The following is a 10,140-nucleotide window of genomic DNA, read 5'->3' on the forward strand; positions in this document are numbered from 1 at the left end:
CGGGCCGTGCCCGCCCCCTGCCCTCTCCCCCACCTCCCGGAGGTTTCATGCTCAAGGTCCAGTCCAGTTACACGCCCGCCGGTGACCAGCCCACCGCCATCCGCTCGCTGGTGGACGGCTTGGAGTCCGGCCTGCGCTTCCAGACGCTGCTCGGGGCGACCGGCACCGGCAAGACCTACTCGGTGGCGAAGGTGATCGAGGAGACGCAGCGCCCGGCGCTGATCATGGCGCCGAACAAGATCCTCACCGCTCAGCTGGCGTCGGAGTTTCGGGAGTTCTTCCCGGACGCGGCGGTGGAGTTCTTCATCAGTTACTACGATTACTACCAGCCCGAGGCGTACGTGCCGGGGAAGGACCTGTTCATCGAGAAGGACGCGAGTATCAACCAGGAGATCGAGCGGCTGCGGCACTCGACGACGCGCAGCTTGCTGACGCGGCGGGACACGATCGTGGTGGCCAGCGTCAGCTGCATCTACGGTCTGGGCGACCCGAAGGAGTACACGGCACTGAACCTGATCCTGAAGAAGGGCGGACAGGTCAGCCGGGACGAGATCCTGGGCCGGCTGGTGAACATGCAGTACGAACGGAACGACATCGAGATGATGCCGGGCCGGTTCCGCGCGAAGGGCGAGATGATCGAGGTGTGGCCCGCGTACGACGAGCAGCCCCTGCGGATCGAACTGTGGGGGGATGACGTGGAGCGCATCAGCGTGGTGCATCCGCTGACCGGGGACCGGCTGGCGGATCTGGACGCGACCGTGGTGTACCCCGCCAAGCATTACGTGAGCAGCGCGGGGAACATCGAGCGGGCCATCGTGACCATCCAGCAGGAACTGGACGAGCGACTGGAGTACTTCAAGTCCACCGGGAAGCTGCTGGAGGCGCAGCGCCTGAAGGAACGCACCCTGTACGACCTGGAGATGCTCAAGGTCCTGGGGTATTGCTCGGGCATCGAGAACTACTCGCGGCACATCGACGGGCGCGCGGCGGGGCACACGCCGTACACGATGCTGGATTACTTCCCGGACGACTTCGTGACGTTCATCGACGAGTCGCACGTGACGGTCCCGCAGATCGGCGGGATGGCGAACGGCGACCGCGCGCGCAAGCAGACGCTGGTGGACTACGGCTTCCGCCTGCCGTCCGCGATGGACAACCGCCCGCTGAACTTCGACGAGTTCATGAGCAAGACCGGGCAGCTGGTGTTCGTGTCCGCCACGCCCGGCCCGTACGAACGCGAGCACAGCGACTCGGTCGCCGACCAGATCATCCGCCCGACCGGCCTGATCGACCCGCCGGTGGGCATCCGGCCCATCCAGGGGCAGATCGAGGACCTGCTGGGCCGCGTCCGCGAACGCAGCGCGAAGGGCGAACGCACCCTCGTCACGACCCTCACCAAGCGGATGTCGGAGGACCTCACCGAATACCTGCTCGAGAAGGGCGTCAAGGCGCGCTACATGCACAGCGACATCGACAGCGTGGAGCGGCAGGTGATCATCCGCGACCTGCGTCTGGGGCACTACGACGTGCTGGTCGGCATCAACCTGCTGCGCGAGGGCCTCGACCTGCCGGAAGTCTCGCTGGTCGCCATTCTCGACGCGGACAAACCCGGCTTCCTGCGGTCCGAACGCGCCCTGATCCAGACCATCGGCCGCGCCGCCCGCAACGTGAACGGCGAGGTCATCCTGTACGCCGACACCGTCACGCCCGCCATGCAGTTCGCCATGGACGAAACCAGCCGCCGCCGCGAGAAGCAGATGGCCTTCAACGAGGCGCACGGCATCACGCCCACCACCGTCATCAAGGGCGTCCGCGACGTCATCCGCGGCGAGGAACAACCCGGCGAGATCAGCTCCGCGTCGGTCGGCGGCGACCGCGACTCCCTCACCGCGCAGCTCACGGACCTGGAACTCGACATGTGGCAGGCGTCCGAGGATCTGGACTTCGAACGCGCCGCGTCCCTGCGCGACCAGATCCGCGCCATCGAGGCCAAGTTACAGGGCAAGGAATTCCAGCAGGCCACCGTCCCCGGGCAGAAGGTCCGCCGCAAGGGCAGGCGCTGACCCACAGCCATGAAGCAGCGGGCCACCTCCTGATCCGGGGTGGCCCGCTGCCTGACGCGTTCAGCGTTTGAGGGTCAGGGTGCAGCGGCCCAGGCGCAGTTCGCGGGCGGCGTCGGCCTGTTCCTGCGGGGTGCGGGTGACGTCCAGAACGGCCAGGGCGCGTTCCAGCGCGGCGGGCAGGTCGGTCAGGGGGCCGCTGGCGAGCACGCCGGTCGCGCCGGTTCGACCTGCGACGGCTTGGCCCAGGGTGCTCAGGCGCAGCGCGCAGGCGAGGCCCAGGCCGCCCTCGCGGGCGTCTTTGAGGTCCAGGGCGATCAGCGTGTTGGCCCGCGCGTCCAGCAGCAGGCTGCCCCGGTCGGCGCGGTACGTGCCGGGGGTGGGTTGCGTGGCGTTCAGGTGTAGGGTGGTGGTCAACACCTCGCCGTCGAAGGTGGTGGCGCGCAGCGTCCAGGTCTGCCCGGCCTGCACGGGCGCGGGGGTGGAGGCACCGAGGGCCGCGCCGAGCAGCAGCGGCAGCAGGAGCGGGGGGCGCATGCCCTTCAGCTTAGGGGCAGGTGCGGGGGGGGAGGGGTTCACCCTCCGCACCGACTCTGGGGGAGGTCGGTGGCGGACCCGTGCCGGTGGGCCTTCCGGTACAGAGGGGCGCTGCCTTTATTGACATCCGATATCGGAGAACTATATTGAGGTATGCCTGTCCACAACGGAGATCTGGAACTGTCCCTGCTCACGCTGCTCGAGGGGCAGGAACGGTACGGCCTTGACCTCGCCAAGGAGTTGCGCAGCCTCACGGGCGGGGACCTCGACCTCAACGCCGGGACCCTCTACCCCACCCTGCACCGCCTGGAACACCGGGGCTGGCTTCAGAGCGACACGCGCGTCAGCCCACGGGGCGGTCATCCCCTGCGCTACTACCGCCTGACGGATGCGGGGCAGCGCGCCCTTCAGGCCAAACGGGACGCCTACCACCGCTGGCATCAGGGCCTCACCCAGCGCTGGGGCACGAAGTGAGGGACCTTGAACGGTTCGTTCGCGCCGCCACGCGTGGCCTGCCCCGCCACGACCGCGCGCGGGTGCAGCAGGAACTGCGCGGCAATCTCCTGGAACGCGTGGCCGAGCATCAGATCAGCGGGTCCGCACCCGTGGAGGCCGAGCGGCTGGCCCTCCTGGAGTTCGGTTCGCCTGCACGTCTGGGCGCGGGGCTGCGGCGGGTCCACCTCTGGCCCAGAATCGGTCTGATCGGCGGGCTGGGCAGCGCCGCCCTGGCCCTGACGCTGGTCCTGCTGCCTGAATCCGGCGCGCAGCGGGTCACGGTCACCACGCAGGGCCTCATGGACCGCTGCCAGTCCGGTCGCCCCACCCCCGGCGCACAGGGCTGCTCGATGAACCGCGACTTCTGGCTCAGCCTTTCGAGTCTCAAGCAACAACTCCAGGCGCAGCAGGCGATTCTCGAGACGACCCGGCGAACCCACACGAGTCTGGGGCCCGCGGGGGAGCAGCTCACGGAAACGTACCTTCAGGTGCGCTGGACTGAACCAGGCCGGTCCACGGGAAGATTTGAGATCCCACTGACCGCGGAGTGGGTCGATGCCCTGCAGCGGCACATGGATGAGGCCAGTGCGCGGGCCGGCTGGCCAGAGCGTCCCGCGCCGCTCAACGAAAATGTGTTCCAGCGGAATCAGGACACCTTCCTCATGGGCAGCCAGACCCTGGACGCCCTGCTGCGCAGCAGCACCGAGCCGGTGCGGATCGAGCGGCCCCTCGATGGTCCTCTGCTGCACGTGGGCCGGTTACGCCTGGAGCTGGGAAGGCCCGGTCAGGGCGTCAGCGTCGGTTCAATCATCGAGGGCAGCGTCATCCGGGCGCTGTACGGGACGCGCGGGCTCACCGTCTTCACGGGGGCGGGGTTGTTGCCCCGGCAGGATCAGGCGTTCGGTGCCGCCCGCGGGTTCCCCCAGCAGGTCAGGGTTCGGGGTGGGCCGGGTGACCTGTACGTCGTGGTGCGGCCCGTGACCGGGCAGGGCGTGCGTGGCCTCGGACTGGATCTCGTGCCGGTGGCGGCCGACGGGCTGCTGCACTTCCGCTCGCAGCACGAGTCCGTCCGGTTCACAGCGGACCTGACGGCCCTGAATCAGAGTGGTGAGTCCAGACCCGCGGTGGCGCTGCTGAGACTGGGCCGCGGGGTGACCCTCACCCGGTCCGAGTTGAAGTTGCCCACGCCGGAGGTCCCGGGCCCCGCGCCGCGCTGATCATCCGCGCCCTCTTGAAGTGCATTGACGGGGCGCGCACACGTCCGGTGGGCCTGGGGCTGGGGGCGCGGTAGGCTGGGGTGCATGAACGCGAAAGGTGACCTGATCGCGCGCGCCCTGAGCCTGGGCCTGGGCGCGCCGGAGTTCGAGGTGTCGTCCGACGGTCCGCCCCATCAGCGGACGTTCCACGTGATGGTGCGGATCGGTGGCGAGCCGCTGGGTGAGGGCGGGTCGGGCCGCAGTCGCAAGGACGCCGAGCGGGCGGCGGCGGATTCGGCGCTGCGCGTGCTGGACGGCGAGCCGATGGCGGACACCGAGGAGGTCCTCGACGAGGCCCCTGCGGGGCGCTGGCCGATCTATGCGGGGGTGCTGGAGGCGGCGCTGGAGACGGCCGTGGAGTTCGCCGAGGAGGACGCCTCGCTGGATGACGTGCGCCGCGACGCGGGCCGCCTGTACCGCGAGCTGCTGCTGGACCTGGGGCACGGGCCAGAGCCCCTGTGAGCAGCTGGCCGTGGCGGCCCGCCGGGGTGCTGTTCGACATGGACGGCGTCCTGACGGCGAACAACGCCTTTCATCGGCAGGCGTGGCAGGAGGTGGCGCTTGAGGTGCTGGGTCTGACCCTCTCGGAGGAGGACCTGGATCACAAGGTGGACGGGGGCCGCAACCCGGAGATCATCGAGCGCCTGACCGGTTCGTACCCGGACGAGGCGCTGGCCGCCCACTTTCACGACGCGAAGGAGGGCCGCTACCGGTCCCTGGCGGCGGGCGCGCTGCGCGAGGTGGCGGGCCTGAGTGCCTACCTGGACGCGCTGGATGCGCGCGGGATTCCGTTCGCGCTGGTCACGAGTGCCGACGCGGTGAACGTGGCGTTCGGCATGGAGCAATTGGGTTTCGGGCCGCGCTTCGTGACGCGGGTGCTGGGCGAGGACGTCACGCGCGGCAAACCTCACCCGGAGCCGTTCCTGCTGGGCGCGCAGCGGCTGGGCCTGAACGCCGCCGACTGTCTGGCGCACGAGGACGCCGTGAACGGGGTGCGCAGCGCGGCCGGGGCGGGCTGCCGGGTGGTGGCCCTGACGACCACCGCGCCGGAATCGGCGCTGCTGGCGGCGGGTGCGGCGCTGGCCGCGGCGGACTTCACGTCCTGGCCCGACTGGCTGGCGTGAAGGGCGCGCAGGCCGAGGACCGCGCCGCCGAGTTCCTGCGCGGGCTGGGGCGAGTGGTGCTGGCCCGCAACTACCGCATTCCCGGCGGGGAGATCGACGTGGTGTCCCGTGAGCCGGGCGGGACGCTGGTGTTCACGGAGGTCCGCCAGCGCCGCTCGGCGCGTTTCGGCAGCGCGGCGGAGTCCGTCACGCCGCGCAAGCTGGCGCTGATGCAGCGCGCCGCGCTGACGTACCTGACGCGCGAACTGGGCCGCGACGACCTGCCGTGCCGGCTGGAGGTGCTGACCATCGACGGCAGGCCCGCTGAGGGCACGCTGAGCCTGCACGCGGTCGAGTGACCGGCCCGCGCTAGAATCCCCCGCATGCGCAGTGATTACCTGTCGGCCGCCCGCGCCCTGCAGCTGGGGCGGGAGAGTGCCGTGGAGGGCGACCAGGGCCGCGCGCTGCGCCTGTACCGCGAGGCGCTGGACCTGCTGTGCGTGCTGCCGCCCGAGCGGACGCGGGACGTGCTGCTGGCGCACACGCACCTGGCGTTCTACCAGACGCTGGAATTGCTGGGCGGCCCGGACGGGCAGCGGCACCTGCAGCTGGGCGTCAGTTACGCGCGCAGCACGCGTGATCCGCTGGCCCGCGCGATTGCCGAGGAGTGCCTGAGCGGCCTGGACGTCGTGCTGTAACCGGAACGGACGAAGGCCCCGGCAGACGCACTGCCGGGGCCTTTCTGTTGCGGGCCGGTTTACTGACCGGGGAGGCTCAGGGTCGCGGTGGTCTTGCCGGTCTTCTTGTCGTGCGTGCAGGCCAGGGGCAGCTGGCCCAGGGTCTTCACGTTCTCGCCGCTGTGCACGGCGATGGTGGCGGGCGCGGTGAGGGTCCAGCCGCCGCCGTCGACAGTCTGGGTGGCCTTGATGATCTCGGCGGGTTCCGCCTCGATCCCTGCGTGCAGTTCATCCCCGGCTTTCAGGGGGCTGCTCTGCTCGACCAGGGTCTTCAGGGGGATAGCCTGGCCCATGGCGCCGACGGTGAGTTCCTCGGTGTCCTCGGCGATTTCCTTGCAGGCCTCGATGAACTTGTACTTGCTGATGCCGTTCGCCTCGCGGTCGCTGTAGATGGGGTTGGCGCGGACGGCGGTGGCGGTCACGAAGCCCAGGAGGGCCACGGTCAGGATGATGGCAACCCACAGCAGCGCGCGGCCAGCGCCTCCGTGGCTGGTGGATGTGGTGTGCTTGCTCATGTCACCGCCCAGCATAGCGTCCCGCGTCCCTCGCCGGGGGCAGGCGCGGGCACAGTGTGGTGACCGGGGTGGTTACCGGGCGGGGAACCGCCGCACAGGCGCGGGTCAATCCCAGTCGTTGAACCAGTCGTCGATGTGCGCCTGCACGCCCCCGCGGTCGCTGCGGGCCAGGGCGGCGCTGACGGTCTCGCCCGTGATGGGGTGCGGGAGGTGGGGGTGCAGGTCGCTCAGGGGGGCCAGCACGAACGCGCGGTCCCAGGCGTGCGGGTGGGGCAGGTGCAGGGCGGGGTCGTCGCTGATCAGGGTGCCGTGCAGGATCAGGTCGAGATCCAGGGTGCGGGCCTCCCAGCGTTCGGTGCGGGTGCGTTCGGCGCGGGCCTCGATGTCGTGCAGGCCCGCCAGGAGGTCGTGGGCGCCCAGCGGGGTGTGCAGGCAGAGGGCGGCGTTCAGGTAGTCGGGCTGCCCGGCGGGCCCGCCGACGGGGGCGGTGCGGTACAGCCGGGACAGGGCCTTCACGGTGCCCAGGGTGCGCAGTTCGGTCACGGCCCAGCGCAGGGTGGTCAGGGGGTCGCCCAGGTTGGCGCCCAGCGCGATGAACGCGGCGGTCTGCGGGGCGCTCACAGGTCACCCCGCGTGAGGGTCAGTTCGGCGTACACGTCGCGGAACACGCCGGGCAGCGGCGCGAAGGGCTTGTGGACGCGCACGGTCAGGTGCGTCAGCCTGGGCTGGTCCCGCAGGACGCGCCGCGCGATCCGGTCGGCGAGGACCTCGATCAGCTGGTGGCGGGGCACGGTGACCTCCTGCTGGATGGCGGCGTACACGGCCGCGTAGTTCACGGCCTCGTTCAGGTCGTCGGTCAGGCCTGCGAAGGGGTAGTGCAGTTCGGCGTCCACGATGAAGCGGGCGCCCAGGACGGCCTCGGTGTCGAACACGCCGTGCCGGGCGTGGAATTCCAGGCCCTGCAGCACGACGCGGCTGTGCGGGGGGGTCGGGGTGGTCATCCCCCGAGTGTAGTTCGTGCGGGTCAGGCGGGGTTCAGGGCCGCCTGGACCCGCAGCGCCTGGACGTGCGCGGCGGCGGCGTGGGCGCGCACGATGGCCGCGCCGCGGCGCGCGGCGTGCAGGTGCAGGGCGAGGCTGCCCGGATCACGGTCCTGCGCCTCGGGGACGCCCGCGATGAAGTCGATCAGGCGCTTGCGACTCGCGCCGATCAGCACCGGGTGTGGCGCTTCTGTCAACTCGGGCAGGGCGCGCAGCAGGGCTAGGTTGTGCTCCAGCGTCTTCCCGAACCCGATGCCGGGGTCGAGGATCACGTCCGGCACCCCGGCGGCCAGGGCCTCGCGCGCCTGCGCGTGCAGGTAATCATGCACCTCGCGGACCACGTCGTCGTAGTGGGGGTCGCGCTGCATGGTGCGCGGGTCGCCCTGCATGTGCATCACGCAGGCTGGGGCTCCGGCATCGGCGCACACGGCGCGCATCTGCGGGTCGCGCAGGCCGGTCACGTCGTTGATCAGGTGCGCCCCGGCGGCCAGGGCGGCGGCGGCCACCTCGGGTTTCATGGTGTCCACGCTGAGCACGGTCCCCGCGTCCGCCAGGGCGCGGATGACGGGCAGCACCCGGTTGAGTTCCTCGTGGACGGGCACAGGGGCCGCGCCGGGGCGTGTGCTCTCCCCGCCGATGTCCAGGATCAGCACGCCCGCATCCCGCATGGTCCGCGCGGATGCCAGCGCGGCGTCCAGGGCCGCGTGCCGCCCACCGTCGCTGAAGCTGTCCGGCGTGACGTTCAGGATGCCCATGACGGCCGTGCCCTCCCAGCGCAGCGTCCAGCCGTCCCCATGTCGCTCCGCTCCGGGCACCGGGCGGCGGAAGTGCAGCGCGTGCGTCAAGCGTCGTCCCGGCCCTTCTCGCGCAGCTGAAAACTGACCATCACGCGGTGCCGGTCCGGGAAGGCGTCCACGTGGGCGGGCATCTTCCGACCGGAACGGAACGGAATGAAGCTGTCCTGCGCGATGGGCAGCCGGGTATCCAGCGCCACGGCCGCCGGGTGGTCGTCGGGAATGGGCGTGCCGACGCGCAGGCTGTACTTCACGCCGGGCGCGGCGCTGCTCACCCGGACTGTCAGGGCCTTCCCGCCACCCTCGTCGTCGTCCTCACCCTGACGGGTCACGGCGCACACGGCGTACAGGACGGGCGCGGTCGTGTGCTCGGCCAGGGTGTACAGCGCGGTGCTGGCGCTCACGTCCGCGCGGCGGGCCAGTTCACCCAGCGCCCGCCCGGTCGGCCCGAAGCGCGACAGCATCTCCTCAATCAGGGGCTGCGGCATCAGCAGCGCGGCCGCACCGACGTTGCACAGCGTCTCGATGACCTGTTCCAACCTGTCGCCCTCGAACTCGTCGTGCAGGTCGCTCAGCAGGTCGTCGTCGCCCAGCATCAGCGCGTGGCTGATCTCGTGCGCCAGTGTGAACCGCTGCCGTTCCGGGCGGACCTTGCTGTTGATCAGAATGACCCGGTGCTCGGGGTCGTACGCGCCGTCCCGGTCACCCATCGGCATGAAGGTCAGCTGCACGCCGTCCAGGCCGAACATCAGGCTGTGGGTGTCCAGGCCGGGCAGCGCCGCGCCGTACGTGGACGCCAGCTGGCGCATGCGGGCCTTCGCGGCGCTCAGGACGTCCGGCAGGGTGGATGGCGCGTCGCTCACGGAGTGCAGCTTACCGTGAACGTGGGCGGGGCCGCGCGCCCGGCTGCCCCGCCGATTCACGCGACCCCGCCTGGGGCGTGCGCCCTGCTGTCAGCCCTGCGCCTTGAGTGTCTGCACCAGCGCGACGTACTCCGCCTGCGCCTCCTCCTGCGTCTTGCCTTTCAGGGCTTCCCAGGCGTCGTACTTGGCGCCGCCCACGAAGTCGAACCCGCCGGGGCGCTTGCCGCTGACGTCACCGGCGCTGCCCTGCTTGTACAGCGCGTACAGCTTCAGGAGGGTGTCGTTACCGGGTTTGCGGCTGAGGGTCTGCACATCCTGCTGGGCCTGCTCAAAGGGAGTGGTCATGCCACGAATTGTACCCGGTCCAGAATTCCGGTGGTGAGGCGCAAGCATGCCAACACGGGACGATATTGACTTGCCTCCGACGTGATCGCGTTCCGTTGTCCCCCTCCCCCGGAGGGACTCGTAGAGTTGCGCAGAAGTGGTGCGACAGCGCGGAATAGTGAGGGGGCAACGGACAACCTTGAAGTACACGAGCAGGCGGGCGTGTAGCCCGCCCTGTCATTGCTGTGGGTATCCAAAAGCGCGTTCCCGACGCTGGAGGCGTCGGGGACGAGGAGAGCAGAGTTGCAGTCAACCCCAGGGGGGTTGGTGTGGGAAGAGATGAGGAACCTATAGAAAGGAGGTGATCCAACCGCACCTTCCGGTACAGTTACCTTGTTACGACTTCACCCCAGTCA

General features: G+C 70.2%; 14 protein-coding genes and 1 rRNA gene. 7 read left to right on the forward strand and 8 right to left on the reverse strand.

The features are described 5' to 3' along the window. Nucleotides 1–47: 47 nt before the first annotated feature. Nucleotides 48–2,063 (forward strand): excinuclease ABC subunit UvrB, encoded by a 2,016-nt coding sequence (gene uvrB, locus IEY69_RS13580; protein ID WP_189073687.1) that lies wholly within the window; start codon nt 48–50, stop codon nt 2,061–2,063. A gap of 60 nt (nt 2,064–2,123) precedes the next feature. Here uvrB and IEY69_RS13585 read toward each other — a convergent pair whose 3' ends face one another. Beyond that, the gene (locus tag IEY69_RS13585; RefSeq protein WP_189073688.1) at nt 2,124–2,597 is read right to left on the reverse strand and encodes a hypothetical protein; all 474 of its coding nucleotides are present in this window, start codon (nt 2,595–2,597) and stop codon (nt 2,124–2,126) included. A 153-nt stretch (nt 2,598–2,750) separates the two neighbouring features. Between IEY69_RS13585 and IEY69_RS13590 the strand changes: the two genes are divergently transcribed. The 6 genes from IEY69_RS13590 to IEY69_RS13615 all read left to right on the forward strand — a co-directional run bounded on the left by IEY69_RS13590 (nt 2,751) and on the right by IEY69_RS13615 (nt 6,149). Further along, nucleotides 2,751–3,071, forward strand: a complete 321-nt coding sequence (locus IEY69_RS13590) for a PadR family transcriptional regulator (protein ID WP_189073689.1) — start codon at nt 2,751–2,753, stop codon at nt 3,069–3,071. After that, nucleotides 3,068–4,309 carry a permease prefix domain 1-containing protein gene (locus IEY69_RS13595; protein ID WP_189073690.1) on the forward strand — a complete coding sequence of 414 codons (1,242 nt, stop codon included), beginning with the start codon at nt 3,068–3,070 and terminating at the stop codon, nt 4,307–4,309. The genes IEY69_RS13590 and IEY69_RS13595 overlap by 4 nt, the downstream gene beginning before the upstream one ends. Nucleotides 4,310–4,393: 84 nt before the next feature. After that, the gene (locus IEY69_RS13600) at nt 4,394–4,810 is read left to right on the forward strand and encodes a putative dsRNA-binding protein (RefSeq protein ID WP_189073691.1); all 417 of its coding nucleotides are present in this window, start codon (nt 4,394–4,396) and stop codon (nt 4,808–4,810) included. Then, on the forward strand, nt 4,807–5,472 hold the full coding sequence (locus IEY69_RS13605; protein ID WP_373291050.1) for an HAD family hydrolase: 666 nt from the start codon (nt 4,807–4,809) through the stop codon (nt 5,470–5,472). The genes IEY69_RS13600 and IEY69_RS13605 overlap by 4 nt, the downstream gene beginning before the upstream one ends. Further along, entirely contained in the window at nt 5,469–5,810 is a 342-nt protein-coding gene (locus IEY69_RS13610; protein ID WP_189073692.1) for a YraN family protein, read from the forward strand. Before IEY69_RS13605 ends, IEY69_RS13610 begins: the two co-directional genes overlap by 4 nt. A gap of 24 nt (nt 5,811–5,834) precedes the next feature. Further along, nucleotides 5,835–6,149 (forward strand): hypothetical protein, encoded by a 315-nt coding sequence (locus IEY69_RS13615; RefSeq protein WP_058978057.1) that lies wholly within the window; start codon nt 5,835–5,837, stop codon nt 6,147–6,149. A gap of 59 nt (nt 6,150–6,208) precedes the next feature. On the opposite strand, the gene IEY69_RS13620 is transcribed toward IEY69_RS13615, so the two are convergent. From IEY69_RS13620 to IEY69_RS13650, 7 genes are all read right to left on the reverse strand, one after another. Beyond that, a complete protein-coding gene (locus IEY69_RS13620) occupies nt 6,209–6,703 on the reverse strand; it encodes a hypothetical protein (protein ID WP_189073693.1) in 495 nt (164 codons plus the stop codon). Nucleotides 6,704–6,808: 105 nt separating this feature from the next. Further along, complete coding sequence (folK, locus tag IEY69_RS13625; RefSeq protein ID WP_189073694.1) at nt 6,809–7,324, reverse strand: 2-amino-4-hydroxy-6-hydroxymethyldihydropteridine diphosphokinase; 516 nt, start codon at nt 7,322–7,324, stop codon at nt 6,809–6,811. Beyond that, nucleotides 7,321–7,704: a dihydroneopterin aldolase gene (gene folB / locus IEY69_RS13630; RefSeq protein WP_189073695.1), complete on the reverse strand. Its 384-nt coding sequence runs from the start codon at nt 7,702–7,704 to the stop codon at nt 7,321–7,323. The genes folK and folB overlap by 4 nt, the downstream gene beginning before the upstream one ends. A gap of 23 nt (nt 7,705–7,727) precedes the next feature. Then, nucleotides 7,728–8,588 (reverse strand): dihydropteroate synthase, encoded by an 861-nt coding sequence (folP, locus tag IEY69_RS13635; RefSeq protein ID WP_229783962.1) that lies wholly within the window; start codon nt 8,586–8,588, stop codon nt 7,728–7,730. Next, entirely contained in the window at nt 8,585–9,346 is a 762-nt protein-coding gene (locus tag IEY69_RS13640; RefSeq protein WP_189073711.1) for an ImmA/IrrE family metallo-endopeptidase, read from the reverse strand. Before IEY69_RS13640 ends, folP begins: the two co-directional genes overlap by 4 nt. Before the next feature lie 144 nt (nt 9,347–9,490). Beyond that, nucleotides 9,491–9,745 carry an acyl-CoA-binding protein gene (locus tag IEY69_RS13645; RefSeq protein WP_189073696.1) on the reverse strand — a complete coding sequence of 85 codons (255 nt, stop codon included), beginning with the start codon at nt 9,743–9,745 and terminating at the stop codon, nt 9,491–9,493. Nucleotides 9,746–10,078: 333 nt separating this feature from the next. Further along, a 16S ribosomal RNA gene (locus IEY69_RS13650) occupies nt 10,079–10,140 on the reverse strand; the annotation flags it as partial.

The sequence above is a fragment of the Deinococcus sedimenti genome, from assembly GCF_014648135.1.
GTDB classification, from domain to species: Bacteria; Deinococcota; Deinococci; order Deinococcales; family Deinococcaceae; genus Deinococcus; species Deinococcus sedimenti.

What these genes read in the sequence shown, in the direction of transcription:
- IEY69_RS13645 (WP_189073696.1), bottom strand. Translation starts at nt 9,745, where the DNA reads ATGACCACTCCCTTTGAGCAGGCCCAGCAGGATGTGCAGACCCTCAGC.
- IEY69_RS13615 (WP_058978057.1), top strand. Translation starts at nt 5,835, where the DNA reads ATGCGCAGTGATTACCTGTCGGCCGCCCGCGCCCTGCAGCTGGGGCGG.
- IEY69_RS13620 (WP_189073693.1), bottom strand. Translation starts at nt 6,703, where the DNA reads ATGAGCAAGCACACCACATCCACCAGCCACGGAGGCGCTGGCCGCGCG.
- IEY69_RS13585 (WP_189073688.1), bottom strand. Translation starts at nt 2,597, where the DNA reads ATGCGCCCCCCGCTCCTGCTGCCGCTGCTGCTCGGCGCGGCCCTCGGT.
- IEY69_RS13590 (WP_189073689.1), top strand. Translation starts at nt 2,751, where the DNA reads ATGCCTGTCCACAACGGAGATCTGGAACTGTCCCTGCTCACGCTGCTC.
- IEY69_RS13600 (WP_189073691.1), top strand. Translation starts at nt 4,394, where the DNA reads ATGAACGCGAAAGGTGACCTGATCGCGCGCGCCCTGAGCCTGGGCCTG.
- folB (WP_189073695.1), bottom strand. Translation starts at nt 7,704, where the DNA reads ATGACCACCCCGACCCCCCCGCACAGCCGCGTCGTGCTGCAGGGCCTG.
- uvrB (WP_189073687.1), top strand. Translation starts at nt 48, where the DNA reads ATGCTCAAGGTCCAGTCCAGTTACACGCCCGCCGGTGACCAGCCCACC.
- IEY69_RS13640 (WP_189073711.1), bottom strand. Translation starts at nt 9,346, where the DNA reads ATGCGCCAGCTGGCGTCCACGTACGGCGCGGCGCTGCCCGGCCTGGAC.